The sequence below is a fragment of the Neorhizobium sp. JUb45 genome (genome assembly GCF_004343585.1).
Classification (GTDB): Bacteria; Pseudomonadota; Alphaproteobacteria; order Rhizobiales; family Rhizobiaceae; genus Neorhizobium.
The window spans coordinates 83,120-99,331 of sequence record NZ_SLYW01000010.1 but is presented as its reverse complement, the minus strand read 5'-3'; the positions used below and the strand labels follow the sequence as shown (position 1 = coordinate 99,331).

Sequence of the window (16,212 nt, the reverse complement as noted above, 5' to 3'; positions counted from 1 at the left end):
TCGAGTAACGGTTATCTTGTGTGGCGGGAGGGAGCGCAACCCCCTCCCGACGTGAACGCGTAGCGTCAAAAATGTGCGTCGATATCGACGATGTCGATCAGCTTGTGATTGACGAACTCTTTCAGTCCAAGGCCGATCAATTCGCGGCCGTAACCCGAACGCTTGATGCCGCCGAACGGAAGATCCGCCTCGACCTTGGTCGGATGGTTGACGAACACCATACCCGTTTCGATCTGTCGAGCAACCTGCGCACCGTGCGCGGGGTTGGAGGTGAAGACCGAGCCGCCGAGGCCGAACGGAGAGTCATTGGCAATGCGTACTGCATCTGCCTCGTCCTTCGCACGGAACAGCATCGAGACAGGACCAAAGAACTCCCAGTAACGGGCCGGATTGTCGTCTGCGAGATCGGTGAGGATGGTTGGCTGTACGAAGGCGCCCTGGTTAGGCACGGGAGGACCGACCTCCTCGGCCTTGGCGCCGAGCTTGACCGCCTCGCGGATCTTGTCCTTCACCTCATCCGCAGCGCCCTTCGACGATAGAGGTGCGAGCGTCGTCTTCGGATCGAAGGGGTCGCCCGCGACCAGTCCCGCCACACCCTTGCGGTACTTGGTCAGATATGCGTCATAGACTTCATCGACGACGATCATCCGCTTGGAGGAAACGCAGACCTGACCGCCGTTCCAGTGACGTCCGAAGACACCCCAGTTGACCGTCTTGTCGAGATCGGCGTCGGCGAGAACCACAAAAGCGTCGGCGCCTCCGAGTTCAAGCGTTGATTTTTTCAGGGCTTTGCCGGCCTGTGCCGCAACAACCGACCCGGCACCTTCCGAACCGGTCAGCGCCACGCCATGCACGCGATCGTCATTGAGGATCAGTTCGATCTGCGACCGCGTGGCGTAGAGATTGCGGAACGCGCCATCTGGCAGTCCCGCCTGCTTCATCAGATCCTGGAAGGCCGCGGCACTTTGCGGCACGTTGGAAGCATGCTTCAGCAGCACCGTGTTGCCTGCCGAAAGCTGCGGCGCGATGATGCGGGCGATCTGATAGTAGGGGAAGTTCCACGGCTCGATAGCCAGCAACACGCCGAGCGGCTCGTGAACGAGGATCGCCTCGCCCTCAGTTGCATCAAGCACAGGCAGCTTTTCCGGCTTCAGCAGCGCCTCAGCATTGCGGACGTAATATTCGAAGATCTTCGCCGACAGTTCGACCTCGGCCTTCGCTTCGGTGAACAGCTTACCCATTTCCAGCGTCAGCAGTTTTGCGTAGTCGTCGCTGTTGGCGCGCAACAGATCGGCCGCCTTCTGAAGGATACGCGCACGCTCGGCAAAAGGCGCTGTCCGCCAGCCGAGGAAGGCGTTATGCGCTTTGCCGATGGCATCGCGAACCTCCGCGTCCGTCGCATCCGGGAAGGTCTTGAGCGTTTCGCCCGTATAAGGGTTGATGGTAGCGTAAGCCAAAATGAACTCCTGTCGTTGAAAATGCCGGACGCACCTGAGTTGCAGGCGACTTTCGGGGTGATGAAGCCGAAGTTGATGGGTCATGTGTGGCGCCGGCTCCGGCAAGCCCGTCGAAGCGCCAAAACGCCGTCCGGTGTGATGACACTCCTTGTTTGAATTGCATCCTTATGTCATCTAATATTGATACTTATCTTTCGTTAGTACCATCGCTTCAATTAGCTTTGTCAAAGTGTCGCACTGGCGCGACACTCCTCGTTGGATCTTGAGGTGAAAGTGGCCCGCAAAGACTGGAAAACCCGTCGCGGCAACCTGATGGCTGAAGCCTGTCCTTCGCGTCTCGTGCTGAAGCGGATGACCAACCGTTGGGCGATCCTCGTGCTGATCGCACTTCAACCTGGGACGCGTCGGTTCAGCGATCTGCGTCGTACCGTTGGCGGCATCAGTGAGCGAATGCTGTCGCAGACATTGCAGGGGCTCGAACGCGACGGCCTGGTTGAGCGTAAGGCCTACCAGATCGTGCCGCCGCACGTGGAATATACGCTGACGGAGTTGGGAAACGAGGCGGCATCACAAGTTCGCGCGCTGGCAGACTGGATTGAAACCAGCCTGCCGGTTATCGCAAAACACTGGGAATTACATGGGACGATGCCGCAGGGTGAAGATTGAGCCAGGGGCACCTGTGGACCGCCGGCAGGACTGAAAGGGATGGGAAAATGCCAAACGACCAGCGTCACGATACCGGCGCGAACCACAACAATGCAGGCGCGCAAACCCGCGCCAAGCGCCTTGTGAACGACCCGGTCTGTGGCATGGCCGTCGATCCGGCCACAGCAAGCAACACCCTACGCTACGGCGGCGATGTTTTCTATTTCTGCTCGGCCCGATGCAAGGCGAAGTTCGAGGCCGGTCCAGCTCAGTACGTCGTGGACGATACCTCGCCCCAGACGCATCAAGGCGCGCCCGATGGTCACCATCAGGCGCCGATGCAGACCGCCGGCTATGCCCATCAAGAACATCACGCCGAACACCACCATCACAGCCACGGCCTTGATCACGGGCATGGACACGTCACTCATCGTCACACCTCGCCCGTAGTCTCCGGCCCTGTTCCCGAGGGCACGATCTGGACCTGCCCGATGCACCCGGAGATCCGCCGTGAGGGTCCGGGTAGCTGCCCGATCTGCGGCATGGCGCTCGAGCCACTCGTGGCGAGCGCCGATACCGGTCCAAGCCCTGAACTGAAGGACATGACCCGCCGGTTCTGGGTCGGCCTCGTGCTGGCGCTACCCGTGTTCATGCTGGAAATGGGATCGCATCTGATCCCCGCCCTGCATCATCTGATCCCGACCCGCATATCGATCTGGGTGCAACTGCTGCTCGCGACACCCGTGGTGCTTTGGGCTGGATTGCCATTCTACGAGCGTGCCTGGGCCTCGCTGGTCCATCGCAGCCTGAACATGTTCACGCTGATTGCCATGGGCACCGGCGTGGCATGGGCCTACAGCATTGTTGCGACACTGGTTCCTGGCGTTTTCCCTGCGGCTTTCCGTGCTGCGGACGGCACAGTCGCGGTCTATTTTGAAGCGGCAACCGTGATCACCGTGCTGGTTCTGCTCGGTCAGGTGCTGGAACTGCGCGCCCGTGAACAAACCTCCGGCGCAATCCGGGCGCTCCTCGATCTGGCCCCCAAGACGGCGCGCAGGATTGGCGCGGACGGTTCGGAAGAGGACGTGCCGGTCGACGCCGTCGTTCTCGGCGACAGGTTGCGGGTCCGGCCCGGCGAGACGGTTCCCGTCGACGGCCTGGTCGAGGATGGGCGCTCATCGCTCGATGAATCGATGATCACCGGCGAATCCATGCCGGTCACCCGCGCCACCGGCGACAAGGTCGTCGGCGGCACGCTGAACCAGACCGGCGCGCTGGTCATCCGCGCCGAGAAGGTCGGCCGCGACACCATGCTTGCCCGCATCGTGCAGATGGTGGCGGATGCACAGCGCTCGCGTGCGCCAATCCAGCGCATGGCCGATCAGGTGGCGGGCTGGTTCGTGCCCGTCGTGATCGCCATCGCAGTGCTGGCATTTGTTGCCTGGGGGATCTGGGGACCGGAACCGCGTCTCGCCCATGGACTGGTCGCCGCCGTATCGGTGCTGATCATTGCCTGCCCCTGCGCGCTCGGGCTAGCGACCCCGATGTCGATCATGGTCGGCGTCGGCAAGGGCGCGGGTCTCGGCGTGCTGATCAAGAATGCCGAAGCACTCGAATGTATGGAAAAGGTCGACACGCTCGTCGTCGACAAGACCGGCACCCTGACGGAAGGCAAGCCGGCCGTCACGCGGATCGTCGCCGCCGACGGGCAGTCCGAGGATGAGATCCTGCGGATCGCGGCAGGCGTCGAAGCGGTTTCCGAGCATCCATTGGCGCTCGCCATCGTTGCGGCAGCGAATGCGCGTGGTATCGCAATCCCACAGGTTGCGGATTTCGATAGCCCGACCGGAAAGGGCGCGCTCGGCACGATCGAAGGTCGCCGAATAACCCTCGGCAATGCCGCGTTCCTGGCTGAGAATGGCATCGACGCAGCGCCACTCTCGACACAGGCCGATGCGCTGCGCCATGACGGGGCGACCGCAATCTATATCGGCGCGGACGGACGGGCGCTCGGCATCTTCGCAATCGCCGATCCGGTCAAAGCAACCACGCGTGTTGCGCTCGAGGCGCTTCACGCCGAAGGCATCCGTATCGTCATGCTGACCGGCGACAACCGCACTACGGCGAAGGCCGTCGCACGTACGCTTGGCATCGACGAGGTCGAGGCCGACGTCCTGCCGGATCAGAAGGCGTCCGTGGTGGAACGGCTGAAGGCAGAGGGCAAGGTGGTTGCCATGGCGGGCGATGGCGTCAATGACGCGCCTGCCCTTGCAGCCGCCGATGTTGGTATTGCCATGGGCTCGGGCACCGATGTGGCCATCGAAAGCGCAGGCGTAACGCTGCTCAAGGGCGATCTGACCGGCATCGTCAAGGCGCAGCGTCTATCGCAGGCGACGATGCGGAACATCCGCCAGAATCTGGTCTTCGCATTCATCTACAACGCTGCCGGAATTCCGGTCGCGGCGGGCCTGCTTTACCCCGTCACTGGCTGGCTTCTGTCGCCAATCATCGCAGCCGCCGCCATGGCGCTGTCTTCCGTCAGCGTCATCGGCAATGCGTTGCGGCTACGGGCGAAGAGCTTTGAATGAGCAAGCCACTGGCGAGACCGCCACAACGCCATCAGACAAGGAGATCAGAGTGAAACATTTTCTGTGTAAATACATCCCGCCACGGGCCGATTTTCTGGCGACCCTTACCGACGAAGAGAAGGTCTGGATGGGTCGCCACAGTGATTTCCTGAATGACCTGCTTGGCGAAGGCACGATCATTGCACATGGACCCGTCATCGATCCGAGCGGTACTTACGGCGTGTCCCTGTTCAGTATCGGAGACGATCACGATATCGCGGAGATAACAGCCCGCGATCCCATCGTCGCCCAGGGCATCGGTCACTACGAACACTATCCGATGCTGCACATCAAAAGCCGAAACTGAGGGGCGAACGCCGCCCTCAACCCAGCTCAACCACGACCTTGCCCTTGGCGCGGCCGCTCTCGACGAGGCTGAGCGCCTTGTTGAGGTCGCGGAAGGGGAAGGTGCGGTCGAGAACCGGCTTGATCGTACCCTCTTCGATGAGTTTTGCGATTTCGGCCAGTTGCCCACCATCGGCGCGCATGAACAGGAAGCTGTAGTTCACGCCAAGCCGCGCCGCAGCCTTCCGCGCCTTGCGGCTGATCAGGCCGAGCACCAGGCGTAGGACGAAGTTCAAGCCTTGCGCCTTGGCAAAGGTCGGTGTCGGTGGTCCCGATATCGAGATCAAATGCCCACCGGGTTTTAGGACCCGCAGCGATTTCTGCAGCGTTGCGTCGTCCTGGCTGTGCAGCACGAGATCGTAACCCGACAGCTCCTTTTCGATATCCTGCGTCCGGTAGTCGATGGCGACGTCCGCGCCGAGACCCTTCACAAGATCGATGCTGCTGGCGCCGCAGGTGGTGGCAACCGTCGCGCCGAGATGCTTGGCGAGCTGAATGGCGATCGTTCCGACACCCCCCGATCCCGCCTGGATGAACACTTTCTGGCCCGGTTTGACCTGGCCAACCTCGACCAGTGCCTGCCAAGCGGTCAGCGCGACGAGCGGCACGCCCGCAGCTTCCGTGACAGAAAGATTGGCGGGTTTCAGCGCTACATCGTCTTCATGGATAGCGATGGCTTCGGCAAAAGCGCCGATGCGCCCGTCACGCGGGCGGGCATAGACGGCGTCGCCGACCTTGAAACGCCGCACCTGCGATCCGACAGATGTCACCGTGCCGGCCAGATCGTGACCGAGGATGAACGGCGGCTTGTAGGCCAAGATCGGTTTGAACTCGCCATTGCGGATCTTGATGTCCAGCAGGTTGAGACCGGCCGCTTCAATCCGAACCACAACGTCTGACGGGCCGGGCGCCGGCGCCGGCAGGACATGCTCGACAAGCGGCTCACCCTTTTTGTATTTCTCCACCACATAGGCTTTCATTTTCTTCTCCGTTTTGCCGCCCGAGCGCCTTGCGCAAGTCCGTCAGCGATTCAATTGTTCTCGTTGTCAGTTCGTCGGTCGGCGTTGCACGACCAGATTGCCGACGGAGACCTGCACCGGTTCGTCATTCTGGTTAAGCGTGGTCGTGCGCACCTTGACCATTCCGCGATCAGTCTTCGAGCGCGAGGGACGCACCTCCAGCACCTCGATCACCAGATGCAGTTCGTCGCCCGGCCGAACCGGGCGTGGCCAGTTCAATTCGTCAAAGCCCGCGCCGATGATCCCGCCAGCCAGCGAAAAGCCGCTATCGACGGTCAGCCGCATGGTGATCGCCGCCGTGTGCCAGCCGCTCGCGGCAAGTCCGGCGAACAGCGTGCTCTTGGCCGCCTCCCCATCGAGGTGAAACGGCTGCGGATCGTATTCCCTGGCGAAACGATGGATCTCTGCTTCATCGACCCTATGCCGCCCGCTGATAAAGCGCTGACTTTCTGACAGGTCTTCCAGATAAAGCTTCGTCATGTTTCCGATTCCCTCCTCATCATTCAGCCGTGCGGGTTCCGCCGGGTTTCGGATATACGGCCATGCAGGTCGAGGTTCCGTGCCCGTGCAATTTGGCTTCCGCGCTCTCCGCCCTGCCCTCGCAGGCGATCGTGGTGCGGCCCCGCGAAAGAACCCGGCCTGTCACCAAGATTGGTCCGCTGCCCACCGTTATCGGGCGGAAGAACTTGACGGCGGTTTCATGGGTCGGCGCGAGACCGCCGGGATCGAGCATTGTCAGCGCCGCGAGGCCCATCGCACTGTCAAGCAAGGTCATCAGCCACCCGCCGTGGACGATGCCCATCGGATTGTGGAAACGCGTTTCAGGCACAGCTGCGAGCTTCACCTCGCCTTCATTGACACTCACCAGCTCAAACGGGATCACGTCATTCATCGGCGGCGCGCCCCTCGGCCAGCGCCTTTACATAGTCGAGACCGGAAAGACGAGCGATCTCGCTGGCGTCGAGAAGCGCGGGAGCGACAGTCATTGCAGCGGCTCACGCTTCGGCTTTTTGTCTGCGGCGTGCGAGAGCACATTGCGCGTTGCAGCGGCAAGGATTTCGTCCGACAGACCTCTATCCTCGACTGCTCTGGACAGCATCAGCGCGCCGACGAGGGTTGAAAGCGTGGCGATGGCCTGCTCTCGCCTGTCATCGTCGCTTTCACCTTTGACGCTGGCCTCCAGTTGCTGCAAATACTCCTCCACCCCCTTCTGCATGACGTTTCGCACCTCAGGGCCCTGACGCGCGACGTCGGGTCCAAGCGCCGCAAGCGCACAACCGTCGCCTACAGCGCTGCGGTGCCAGTCGGATAGATAGTATCGCACGACCGTGTCGAAGGCGTTGTGACTGTCTTTCTCGACAGCAGAAGCAATCCGGTCGCGGGTCTGATTGAGAGCAACCTGCGTCGCCTGCGCGATCAGATCGTCCTTGGACTGGAACTGCTTGTAGAAGCCACCATGCGTCAAACCGGCGGCCTGCATCAGCGTGCTGACGCCCACACCATCAAACCCTCTTTCCCGGAATAGCCGGCTGGAGGTTTCGATGACGTTCTGGCGGTTTTCTTCGGCCTTCTCGCGACTGACTTTCATGGCCTTTTCCTCTGACGTTCGATCACTTCTTACATATGATGAGTAACATCTTACTCAAGTCCCTGCCGCGGCGATTAGAGGTTGCCTCTGGGGTAAGCAGCCAGCGCCTATTGTGATGCTGCGAGGTGGCGCAGAAAGTCGGCCTTGCCGAGCGCAGCACCGTTGGCGCGCAGCAGCGCATAGGCCGTCGTGACGTGGAAGAAGAAGTTCGGCAGCGCATATCCGGTCACATAGGCTACGCCATCGAACTGCAATGTGCCGAGCTTCGGATAAGGGAACAAGATCGAGCGGTTTTCTGCACCATCGAAATCCAAACGGTCGATCGACCGCAGATAATTGATCGTGCGCTGGCATCGGGCTTTGAGTTCGGCGACGCTTTGCTCGGTGTCCGGCATCGAAGGCGCGGCGATCCCTGCCAGTCGCGCTACGGCGTTCTTTGCGGTGTCGGAGGCACGCTGAATCTGCCCCGGAAACGGCAGCATGTCGGGCGCCAGCCTTGCTTCAAAAATGGCGGTTTCGGAAATTCCCTCGCTCAACGCCTTTTTCATCCACACCTCAAGATTGCCAAGGGACTGGATGAACACGGGTATCGTTGCGTCGTATAACTTGAGCGTCATGGGATGCGCCTCAACCATCGAGGAAACTGCGGGCAGTTGGTACGAACTCCGCGTGATACTGGAAGATGCCGCCATGACCTGCATCCTTGTAGATATGCAGTTGTGCACCGGGGATGCGCCGCGTCAGGTCATGGCTGTTTTGGGTCGGCACCATGATGTCGTGATCGCCGTTGGAGACGAGAACCGGCTTGCTGATCTGGCCGAGGTCCTGCGGAGCCTGTAAACCCCAGGCCTTGATCGCCTTCAACTGGCGCAGAAACACTTTCGGCGTGACCGGCTTGTCACGATCCTGCGTCCGTTCCTTCAGCCGTGACAGAAACGCTCTGGCAGCCTGGCGGCCATTGGCAGTCGAGGTGAAGAACAGATAGGTTTTCGGGTCGGTGAAGGTCAGCAGCCCCTTGATGATCAGCGGCCATGACACTGAACCGACCTTCGATATGCCGAAACTGCCCGCGGGTCCTGTGCCGGTCAGGATCACTTTGCGGATCAAGTCCGGCTCCCGCAGCACGACTTCCTGCGCGACAAACCCGCCAAAGGAGAAGCCGAGCAGATCGATGCTGCCGAGATTGAGCGCCCGCACGACGTCAGTAACGTCACTCGCCGTCTCGCTCACCGTCAAAGGCGCCTCGCCGCCCGACCGGCCGACGCCGCGATAGTCAAGCGCGATCACACGTCGACCGGCGGCAAGGCCATCGACAATGCACGGATCGAAATTGTCGAGGTTGGCGCCCCAGTGGTTCAGCATCACGAGCGGCGGCACGTCGCCAGTCCCAAGATCCCTGTAAGCGAAGTCAGTACCGCCGACCCGGATTGTCCGAGTCGGTGCGTTGACGAAGCGAATTTCGCCAGCTTCGGTGTGTGGATGAACCATATCATTACTCCTGTCGCCGGCACGGTGTTAGCCTCGCCCTTTTTGCGTCAGTTCATAATCTAAGTGAGCTGGAGCAAGCTTTCAATATTGATGATGATTGTAATTTAAAAAGAAGCTTGAAGTATCTGCTGATACCGATCTCTGCCCCAAACTCTTTTCACGCTATTCAGCGACGAAACTGGCACCCGTCGCCGGCCAATGAGAACGTTCTGCCCATCGATCGTGCTCGATGGAGAAGCCCAGCACATCGACCTGCGACAGGCCAAGGGCCTTGAGAAAGACAGCGCCGCTATCTGCCATACCGTCGACCGTCGTTGCATTCTCGCCAGACGAGTTCGCCACGCCCACATAGTTGAACAGTATCACCTGACGGCCTTTGGCAAGACCATCGGTCACCAGCAAGTCCCAGTTGCCCAGGCCGCCACGGAAGTGCTGGAAGAACAGCAGCGGCGTGCCCGTCTCGGCGCCAAAGCGCCGGTAGCCGTAACGCACGCCATCGGCTTCGACTTACTGGTGGGTGCAGTGATATGGGTATCGGTCATCTCGTCCTCACATTTTCTATGGGTGTTTGATCGGGGACGGCAGCGAGACCTCCTCCCTTGCCTGTGCCCATCTCAGCCGCAAGCGTCGGCTCGACCAGATCCGGATTGGCGATGAACGGCCGGCCAAAGGCGACGAGGTCAGCCTCGCCGGCAGCCAATGCTGGTCTGTTCGATTGAGGTTGTAGCCGTTGTTGGCGATGTCAGTGTTTTGAACCTGCTACGCAGCGCGGCGTAATCGAACAGTGCAACATCGCGGTGACCGCCGGTAGCGCCTTTGTTCTGTTGGTCATGAATGCAACTGTCTTCCCTCGTGCGCGCTCTTAGATTACGAGGAATATAATTAAATATGATGACTGCAATCAAAAATGTCAAAGGGAAGGCCGGGGGGGGGGGCTCATAAAACATAAATATGTTTCCCATCATGAATACTTGCCTGGAAATCCGAGGCTGATAGAGTGTCCCTGAGCGCCCCAAAGACCGCCGGCATGAGACCACCAGATCGCCGCACCCATCGGCTCTGCGTCACTGTGGTTAGATTTCATCGTGTTGGCGGGTGAAACAGCACCGTCCCACGAAGAGAAGGCGAAGCGGATGAAAACCATGAAAGCCGTCCAGTTTATCGAAGCTGGCAGACCACCAGAAATCGTTGACCTACCCGTGCCTGCCCCTGGACCGGGCGAGGTGTTGATCCGCGTCGCCGGCGCAGGCGTTTGCCATTCGGACCTTCATGTTCTCGATCACGGCATTGGTCGGCCCGGTCAATTTACGCTGGGACACGAAAACGCCGGCTGGATCGCGGCCCTGGGCGAAGGTGTCAGCGGCTGGAAGGAAGGCGATCCCGTTGCGGTCTACGGCCCCTGGGGATGCGGCACTTGCCACAGTTGCAGCACGTCCGCGGAGAATTACTGCGAACGCCATGCCAGCATTCCCAGCATGGGCGGCGGTCTGGGTTCCGATGGTGGCATGGCGGGATACATGATCGTTCCCTCGGCGCGCCTTTTGGTGCCGCTCGGCGATCTCGATCCGGCAAAGACCGCCCCGCTCAGTGACGCCGCCCTGACGCCCTATCATGCAATCAAGGCGGCACTGCCCTTGATGACGCCCGATGCCACCGTGCTGGTTCTTGGCATCGGCGGGCTCGGCCACATGGCGCTACAAATCCTGCGCGCACTCACCCCCGCGAGAGTCATTGCGGGTGATATCGATGCCGCGCGACTTGAGCACGCACGCGAACTCGGCGCGACCTATACGGTCAATACGGGCGAGAAAACAGCAGCCGAGGAAATCCGCGACATCACAGGTCCACGCGGCGTGACGGTGGCGCTGGACTTCGTCGGCGCACAGCCAACCATCGACCTTTCCGCAAGTGTCGTCGGCAGAAACAGCCGGATCGCGGTGGTCGGTCTCGCCGGCGGCGTATTGCACTACGCAGCAAACAACCCGCCTTACGGGACGCAGGTGAGCGTTCCTTACTGGGGCTCACGCACGGAACTGATGGAAGTGATCGCGTTGGCGCAGACCGGCAAGATTGCTGCCCAGGTCGAGACCTTTCCTTTGGAGCAGGCGGTCAATGTCTATGAACGTCTGCGCGAAGGTAAGATTCACGGCCGGGCCGTACTAATCCCGTAGAAATTCGGGCGCGGCAGAGCGACAATTTCTGCCCGTTCTCCGCACTGAGGGAGGCTCAGCTTTCCAGTACGACGCGTAACAGGCCGGGAAAACGGGCTTCGAGGTCATCGTGCCTGAGGCTCAGCACCCGGCCACGACCCACCGGCTCGTTTCGCAGCACGCCCGCTTCACGCAGGACCTTCATGTGGTGGGACTTCGTCGACTTCGGCACCGACGGGTTCTGCAGGTGGCAGTTGGCCATTTCGATTGTGCCGCCCGCCACCTGCCGCACGATCTCCAGCCGGGCTGGGTCGCTCAAAGCAAACAGGACGTCGGTCAGGACAAGGTCTTCCCTGTCCGGATGAAACAATTCGAGGGGTGCCGGTGCGTCTGAACTCGCCATGGTTCGAATATAGTTGAACCATTCGGCAAACGATAGTAAAAATCGGTTCCAATAATCTCGAACCGAAAAGGGGAGCCCAAGCCGACTCGCCCTGGAAAGCCCCATGACGCTGACACCCGGCCTCTCCTACACGCCTCGCCACCGCGCAGGCTTCGCCATAGCCTCGCTCGGAAGCGGGCTGATGATGGCGAGCGCCAGTGCGCCCTCGCCCTTCTATCCCGTCCTGCAACGGCAGATGGCCTTCTCCGAGGCGACCATGACCGCGATCTTCGCGGTCTATGCGATCGTGCTGCTCTTCACGTTGCTAACCGGCGGTTCGAGTTCGGATCATCTCGGCCGCCGCCCTGTCCTTTCTCTTGCCTTCCTGGGCCTCGCGGTCTCGGCGCTCGCTTTCGAGCTCGCCACAACCCCGACGGCCCTGATCGGCGCGCGCGCGCTGCAAGGCATTTCCTGCGCCTTCCTTCTCTCGACCCTGTCGGCGGCGATCGTCGACCTTGAGCCACCCGACAAGCCGGGACTGGCGGCGGTCTGCAACACGACCATTCCACTCATCGGTCTTGCGGTCGGCGCCCTGGCATCCGGTCTCGTCATGGAACATGCCGACCATCCCAAGGCTGACGTGTTCATTGCAATCACCGTGATCAGTCTGATCCTCTCTGCGGCCGTGTGGCTTCTGCCAGAAACCTCGCCCCGTCATGAAGGATTGCTTGAAGCGCTCAAGCCGCGGCTTGGCGTGCCGGCTCCCGCACGCTCCGCCTTCTGGCAGAGCGCGCCAGCCATTTTCGCGGGCTGGGCGACCGGTGGCCTCTACCTCTCGCTCGGTGCGCCGATCATCGCTGTGGTCTTCAGCATCAGCAGCTTTTTCATGCAGGCGATCGTCGTCACGCTGTTGGCCGGTATGGGGGCGCTGACCTGCTTTCTCGCGCGTGGTTACACGCCACGCCAGATCATGCTTTACGGCACGACGGCGCTCGCGCTTGGCACCACGCTGACGCTTGTCGGCGTCGCCATCAGCTCTCTCGGCCTCTATCTGTTGGCTCTGGCCTTCGCAGGCACGGGCTTCGGCACCTGCTTTTACGCCTCGCTCCGGACCATCGTACCCCTGACCCCGCCAGACGAGCGCGGCGAACTGTTCGCCTCCATCTTTACGCTCAGCTATCTCGCGTTCGGTGTCCCGGCTGTTCTCGCCGGCCTCGTTATCCCGCATCTAGGCTTTGTGCCTACGGTCCTCGCTTACGGCACCATCATCGCCGTCATGGCGGCAATCGCCGGGCTGTGGCGCAAGTTCGGCACGGGAAGCTAAGGCATGAACCGTCCGAACGAACTCCACCTCGACCGTCCTGATGCAAACACGCCCGGCCACATCGCAAGACGTCGGCCGTCTTCGCCCTTTACCCCCTATCAGAGGAGCATGACCGTATGACCGAGGCTGATCTCACCAACCGCCGGATATTGCTTGCCTCCCGACCGGACGGAGAACCGTCGTCCGAAAACTTCGGGATCGAGGTTGCGCCTGTGACCGGCCCGGCCGACGGTGAAGTGCTGCTGCGGGTTCTTTACCTCTCCCTCGACCCCTACATGCGCGGCCGCATGAGCGCGGCGAAATCCTACGCAAAGCCGGTCGAAGTCGGCCAGGTGATGGAGGGTGGGACCGTCGCCAAGGTGGTCCAGTCACGCCATCCGGAGTTCTCCGAAGGAGACATCGTGCTCTCCCATTCCGGCTGGCAGTCCTATGCCATTTCCGACGGCAGTGATCTGCGCAAGCTCGATCCATCCCAGGCGCCTGTAAGCACGGCGCTCGGCGTTCTTGGAATGCCGGGCTTTACCGCCTATTCAGGGCTTCTCACGATCGGCAAGCCAAAGCCCGGAGAAACGGTTGTTGTCGCGGCCGCCAGCGGTGCGGTCGGTTCCGTGGTCGGGCAGATCGCAAGGATCAAGGGCGCGCGGGCGGTAGGCATTGCCGGCGGACCTGATAAATGCGCCTTCATACGCGACGAGCTCGGCTTCGATGCGGTCGTTATCATCGGGCGCCGGATTTCGCAGCCCAGCTTGCAGTGGCCTGCCCCGATGGCATCGACGTCTATTTCGAGAATGTCGGCGGGCATGTCTGGGATGCGGTGTTCCCGCTGCTCAACGACTTCGCCCGCATTCCCCTCTGCGGTCTGATCGCCCAGTACAATCACGGGGGCGAAGCATTTCCCGGCCCTGACCGTCTACCCACGGTGATGCGCGACATCCTCAGCAAGAGCCTCACCCTTCGCGGCTTCATCCAGCGCGAGTTCATCGATCAGCGCCCCGACTTCTACCGCGACGTCGCGCAATGGATCGCATCGGGAAGCCTGCGTTACAGGGAAGACATTGTCGACGGTCTCGACAACGCGCCGGAAGCCTTCATCGGCCTCCTCAAAGGTCGCAACTTCGGCAAACTGATCGTCCGGGTCGCGAACGAACCAGCGTGATGCGGCGGCCGGCCGGCCGTACAGATTCAAAGGAGGATGACATGACCGACAGACAGCCAGAAACATCCCGGGGCAGTGTCCTCGTTGCAGGGGCCGGATCGATCCAAGGCGTCGGCGCGGCGATCACCCGCCGTTTTGGCCGCGAGGGCCATTCGGTCCTCATGGCCGGCCGGAACGAGGAGAAGCTGCTGACGGCAGCCGCAGAGCTCAAAGCCGACGGCATCGACGTCCACCCGCTTGCGGTCGATCTCTCCAGGCCCGAGGATGTCCGTCGTGCCGTTGAGGCCGCGCAGGCGCTCGCGCCGCTGGAGATCGCCGTGCACAATGCTGGCAGCAATCGCCCGGCGCCGTTTCTCGAACAGGCTGAGGACGAATTCGAGACACATTGGCGCGAACATGCGCTCGGCGGCTACAATCTCGCCCGCGCCTCATTGCCGGTTCTGCTTTCCAACGGAGCCGATGGAAACCAGGGGCAACGCGCCAGCCTGATATTCACCGGCGCCAGCGGCAGTCTGCGCGGCAATGCGGGGTTTGCTGCATTCAGCGCCGCGAAGGGAGCACTCAGAAACCTGTCGCAATCGCTCGCCCGGGAGTTCGGTCCAAAGGGCGTCCATGTCGCCCATGTAGTGATCGACGGCGGCATCAACGGTGAGCGCCTTCTGTCGAAACGGCCCGAGCTTCGCGACAGCCGGGGAGAAGACGGGCTCCTGAACATCGACGCCATCGCAGAAGCCTACTGGACCCTCCACCACCAGCATCGCAGTGCGTGGACACAGGAACTGGATCTGCGTCCCTGGAGCGAAAGCTTTTGACTGTGCTGGCGATCGACGGGCGGCGGCTTCAGGCCGGGCGATCAGCTATCATCAGTTGACACAGTCGTGAATTGGAAACCGCATGTTGGATGTCGGCAGTCTCTTGCTCGCATGACATCGGCTACTGACGGGCGGTCGACAACAACGTCCATTATCCCCCCCAGCCGTCGCTGGGTGACCGTCAGTGAACCTCAGACGCGAGCCGCGTTACCAGTGCTCTGGTCTGATCACGCAAGACCTCCAGCCCTTCGATGTCCAGCCCAACGGACTTGGCAAGGGCGCCCGGTATGCTGGCCGCATCTATGCGGAGTGCGTGACCCTCCTCAGTTAAGGAGATCAGGACGCGGCGTTCATCGCTGGTGTCACGAGATCGCGAAATAAAGCCGGCACGCTCCATCCGCTTGAGAAGCGGACTGAGCGTGCCGATATCTAGATGGAGACAGGCGCGGATATCGCCGACAGGAAGATTGTCCCCTTCCCACAGCACGAGCATGACGAGATACTGGGAATAGGTAAGTGCGAGGGGCTCGAGTAAAGGACGGTAGAGCCTCTGGATCAGGTTGGTGGCCGCGTAGAGGGGAAAACAAACTTGGCGGTCAAGCCGAAGCTGATCACTGTCTTCTTGCATCGTGCTTGCCTCCGCCCCGGTTTTTTTCATTGTGTCTTGACCGAAATCGCCACGTCAATGTTGCCGCGGGTCGCGTTGGAGTATGGGCAAACCTTGTGTGCGTCGGCCACAATCGCCTCTGCAGTCGCCTGATCGACCACGGCGAGTATAACCTCAAGAGCGACTGTGAGCGCGAAGCCGCCGCCTGCGCCCGGAACCAGACCGACGGTCGCCGCGACCGTAACATCATTATCCCGGATCTTGTGGTCCGACTTCCGGGTTACGTGGATGACAGCGTTGCCGAAACAAGCAGCATAGCCTGCCGCAAAAAGCTGTTCTGGATTGGTCGCGCCACCCTTGCCACCAAGGCCTTCGGGGAGCGCAAGACCGACATCCAAGATGCCGTCCGTGCTTTTTACATGCCCACCTCGTCCACCAACTGCATTCACGGTCGTCGAGTAAAGTGTCGTCATCGTCGCTCTCCTTCACCTTGAAACATTGCAGGCCATAATATGGCTAGCAATATAAAATGCAAGTGCATGCTTTGGCGCTGAGGAGGTCGTTCCGGCGCCTAGCGCTCTATTCCTAGAACCTCAAAATTATGAATGGCTT

General features: G+C 61.1%; 17 protein-coding genes and 2 pseudogenes. 7 read left to right on the top strand and 12 right to left on the bottom strand.

Translation table 11 applies throughout. From position 1 onward, the window contains the following. Positions 1 to 65 precede the first annotated feature (65 nt). Positions 66 to 1,457, bottom strand: a complete 1,392-nt coding sequence (locus EDF70_RS25520; protein WP_132279604.1) for an NAD-dependent succinate-semialdehyde dehydrogenase — start codon at positions 1,455 to 1,457, stop codon at positions 66 to 68. A 312-nt stretch (positions 1,458 to 1,769) separates the two neighbouring features. Here EDF70_RS25520 and EDF70_RS25515 point away from each other — a divergent pair, with 312 nt between their 5' ends. Genes EDF70_RS25515 through EDF70_RS25505 form a run of 3 tightly spaced genes read left to right on the top strand, consistent with a single transcriptional unit; the run spans position 1,770 to position 5,036 of the window. Beyond that, positions 1,770 to 2,123, top strand: a complete 354-nt coding sequence (locus EDF70_RS25515; protein ID WP_132279781.1) for a helix-turn-helix domain-containing protein — start codon at positions 1,770 to 1,772, stop codon at positions 2,121 to 2,123. A 47-nt stretch (positions 2,124 to 2,170) separates the two neighbouring features. Beyond that, positions 2,171 to 4,690, top strand: coding sequence for a heavy metal translocating P-type ATPase (locus EDF70_RS25510; protein ID WP_132279601.1), 2,520 nt, complete (start codon positions 2,171 to 2,173; stop codon positions 4,688 to 4,690). A 49-nt stretch (positions 4,691 to 4,739) separates the two neighbouring features. Next, entirely contained in the window at positions 4,740 to 5,036 is a 297-nt protein-coding gene (locus tag EDF70_RS25505) for a YciI family protein (RefSeq protein ID WP_132279598.1), read from the top strand. A gap of 16 nt (positions 5,037 to 5,052) precedes the next feature. Here EDF70_RS25505 and EDF70_RS25500 read toward each other — a convergent pair whose 3' ends face one another. The 8 genes and pseudogenes from EDF70_RS25500 to EDF70_RS30445 form a co-directional block, all read right to left on the bottom strand. Beyond that, positions 5,053 to 6,054 carry an NADP-dependent oxidoreductase gene (locus tag EDF70_RS25500; protein WP_132279595.1) on the bottom strand — a complete coding sequence of 334 codons (1,002 nt, stop codon included), beginning with the start codon at positions 6,052 to 6,054 and terminating at the stop codon, positions 5,053 to 5,055. Between the two features lie 66 nt (positions 6,055 to 6,120). Continuing rightward, positions 6,121 to 6,573: a MaoC family dehydratase gene (locus EDF70_RS25495; RefSeq protein ID WP_132279592.1), complete on the bottom strand. Its 453-nt coding sequence runs from the start codon at positions 6,571 to 6,573 to the stop codon at positions 6,121 to 6,123. A gap of 19 nt (positions 6,574 to 6,592) precedes the next feature. Further along, on the bottom strand, positions 6,593 to 6,985 hold the full coding sequence (locus tag EDF70_RS25490) for a PaaI family thioesterase (protein WP_132279588.1): 393 nt from the start codon (positions 6,983 to 6,985) through the stop codon (positions 6,593 to 6,595). Positions 6,986 to 7,075: 90 nt separating this feature from the next. After that, the gene (locus EDF70_RS25485) at positions 7,076 to 7,681 is read right to left on the bottom strand and encodes a TetR/AcrR family transcriptional regulator (RefSeq protein WP_132279585.1); all 606 of its coding nucleotides are present in this window, start codon (positions 7,679 to 7,681) and stop codon (positions 7,076 to 7,078) included. A 107-nt stretch (positions 7,682 to 7,788) separates the two neighbouring features. Then, positions 7,789 to 8,373, bottom strand: coding sequence for a DUF1993 domain-containing protein (locus EDF70_RS25480; RefSeq protein WP_245519350.1), 585 nt, complete (start codon positions 8,371 to 8,373; stop codon positions 7,789 to 7,791). After that, complete coding sequence (locus EDF70_RS25475) at positions 8,309 to 9,169, bottom strand: alpha/beta hydrolase (protein ID WP_132279582.1); 861 nt, start codon at positions 9,167 to 9,169, stop codon at positions 8,309 to 8,311. The genes EDF70_RS25480 and EDF70_RS25475 overlap by 65 nt, the downstream gene beginning before the upstream one ends. 162 nt (positions 9,170 to 9,331) lie before the next feature. After that, positions 9,332 to 9,661, bottom strand: coding sequence for an alpha/beta fold hydrolase (locus EDF70_RS25470; protein ID WP_132279579.1), 330 nt, complete (start codon positions 9,659 to 9,661; stop codon positions 9,332 to 9,334). A 139-nt stretch (positions 9,662 to 9,800) separates the two neighbouring features. Further along, positions 9,801 to 9,987: pseudogene (locus EDF70_RS30445) on the bottom strand (alkene reductase); the annotation flags it as partial. A gap of 315 nt (positions 9,988 to 10,302) precedes the next feature. Between EDF70_RS30445 and EDF70_RS25460 the strand changes: the two are divergent. Further along, entirely contained in the window at positions 10,303 to 11,340 is a 1,038-nt protein-coding gene (locus EDF70_RS25460; RefSeq protein WP_245519349.1) for an NAD(P)-dependent alcohol dehydrogenase, read from the top strand. Between the two features lie 55 nt (positions 11,341 to 11,395). On the opposite strand, the gene EDF70_RS25455 is transcribed toward EDF70_RS25460, so the two are convergent. Next, positions 11,396 to 11,722 (bottom strand): helix-turn-helix domain-containing protein, encoded by a 327-nt coding sequence (locus EDF70_RS25455; protein ID WP_132279576.1) that lies wholly within the window; start codon positions 11,720 to 11,722, stop codon positions 11,396 to 11,398. 103 nt (positions 11,723 to 11,825) lie between these two features. On the opposite strand from EDF70_RS25455, the gene EDF70_RS25450 reads away from it, so the two are divergent. From EDF70_RS25450 to EDF70_RS25440, 3 genes and pseudogenes are all read left to right on the top strand, one after another. Then, positions 11,826 to 13,025 (top strand): MFS transporter, encoded by a 1,200-nt coding sequence (locus EDF70_RS25450; RefSeq protein ID WP_132279573.1) that lies wholly within the window; start codon positions 11,826 to 11,828, stop codon positions 13,023 to 13,025. 116 nt (positions 13,026 to 13,141) lie between these two features. Then, positions 13,142 to 14,181, top strand: a pseudogene (locus EDF70_RS25445) (NADP-dependent oxidoreductase). Between the two features lie 41 nt (positions 14,182 to 14,222). Further along, positions 14,223 to 14,993 carry an SDR family NAD(P)-dependent oxidoreductase gene (locus EDF70_RS25440; protein WP_132279570.1) on the top strand — a complete coding sequence of 257 codons (771 nt, stop codon included), beginning with the start codon at positions 14,223 to 14,225 and terminating at the stop codon, positions 14,991 to 14,993. Between the two features lie 181 nt (positions 14,994 to 15,174). On the opposite strand, the gene EDF70_RS25435 is transcribed toward EDF70_RS25440, so the two are convergent. Beyond that, positions 15,175 to 15,651, bottom strand: coding sequence for a MarR family transcriptional regulator (locus EDF70_RS25435; protein ID WP_245519348.1), 477 nt, complete (start codon positions 15,649 to 15,651; stop codon positions 15,175 to 15,177). Beyond that, positions 15,648 to 16,073 carry an organic hydroperoxide resistance protein gene (locus EDF70_RS25430; RefSeq protein ID WP_132279564.1) on the bottom strand — a complete coding sequence of 142 codons (426 nt, stop codon included), beginning with the start codon at positions 16,071 to 16,073 and terminating at the stop codon, positions 15,648 to 15,650. Before EDF70_RS25430 ends, EDF70_RS25435 begins: the two co-directional genes overlap by 4 nt. Positions 16,074 to 16,212 lie beyond the last annotated feature (139 nt).

What these genes read in the sequence shown, in the direction of transcription:
- EDF70_RS25515 (WP_132279781.1), top strand. Translation starts at nt 1,770, where the DNA reads ATGGCTGAAGCCTGTCCTTCGCGTCTCGTGCTGAAGCGGATGACCAAC.
- EDF70_RS25510 (WP_132279601.1), top strand. Translation starts at nt 2,171, where the DNA reads ATGCCAAACGACCAGCGTCACGATACCGGCGCGAACCACAACAATGCA.
- EDF70_RS25500 (WP_132279595.1), bottom strand. Translation starts at nt 6,054, where the DNA reads ATGAAAGCCTATGTGGTGGAGAAATACAAAAAGGGTGAGCCGCTTGTC.
- EDF70_RS25495 (WP_132279592.1), bottom strand. Translation starts at nt 6,573, where the DNA reads ATGACGAAGCTTTATCTGGAAGACCTGTCAGAAAGTCAGCGCTTTATC.
- EDF70_RS25490 (WP_132279588.1), bottom strand. Translation starts at nt 6,985, where the DNA reads ATGAATGACGTGATCCCGTTTGAGCTGGTGAGTGTCAATGAAGGCGAG.
- EDF70_RS25485 (WP_132279585.1), bottom strand. Translation starts at nt 7,681, where the DNA reads ATGAAAGTCAGTCGCGAGAAGGCCGAAGAAAACCGCCAGAACGTCATC.
- EDF70_RS25480 (WP_245519350.1), bottom strand. Translation starts at nt 8,373, where the DNA reads ATGGCGGCATCTTCCAGTATCACGCGGAGTTCGTACCAACTGCCCGCA.
- EDF70_RS25475 (WP_132279582.1), bottom strand. Translation starts at nt 9,169, where the DNA reads ATGGTTCATCCACACACCGAAGCTGGCGAAATTCGCTTCGTCAACGCA.
- EDF70_RS25460 (WP_245519349.1), top strand. Translation starts at nt 10,303, where the DNA reads ATGAAAACCATGAAAGCCGTCCAGTTTATCGAAGCTGGCAGACCACCA.
- EDF70_RS25455 (WP_132279576.1), bottom strand. Translation starts at nt 11,722, where the DNA reads ATGGCGAGTTCAGACGCACCGGCACCCCTCGAATTGTTTCATCCGGAC.
- EDF70_RS25450 (WP_132279573.1), top strand. Translation starts at nt 11,826, where the DNA reads ATGACGCTGACACCCGGCCTCTCCTACACGCCTCGCCACCGCGCAGGC.
- EDF70_RS25440 (WP_132279570.1), top strand. Translation starts at nt 14,223, where the DNA reads ATGACCGACAGACAGCCAGAAACATCCCGGGGCAGTGTCCTCGTTGCA.
- EDF70_RS25435 (WP_245519348.1), bottom strand. Translation starts at nt 15,651, where the DNA reads ATGAAAAAAACCGGGGCGGAGGCAAGCACGATGCAAGAAGACAGTGAT.
- EDF70_RS25430 (WP_132279564.1), bottom strand. Translation starts at nt 16,073, where the DNA reads ATGACGACACTTTACTCGACGACCGTGAATGCAGTTGGTGGACGAGGT.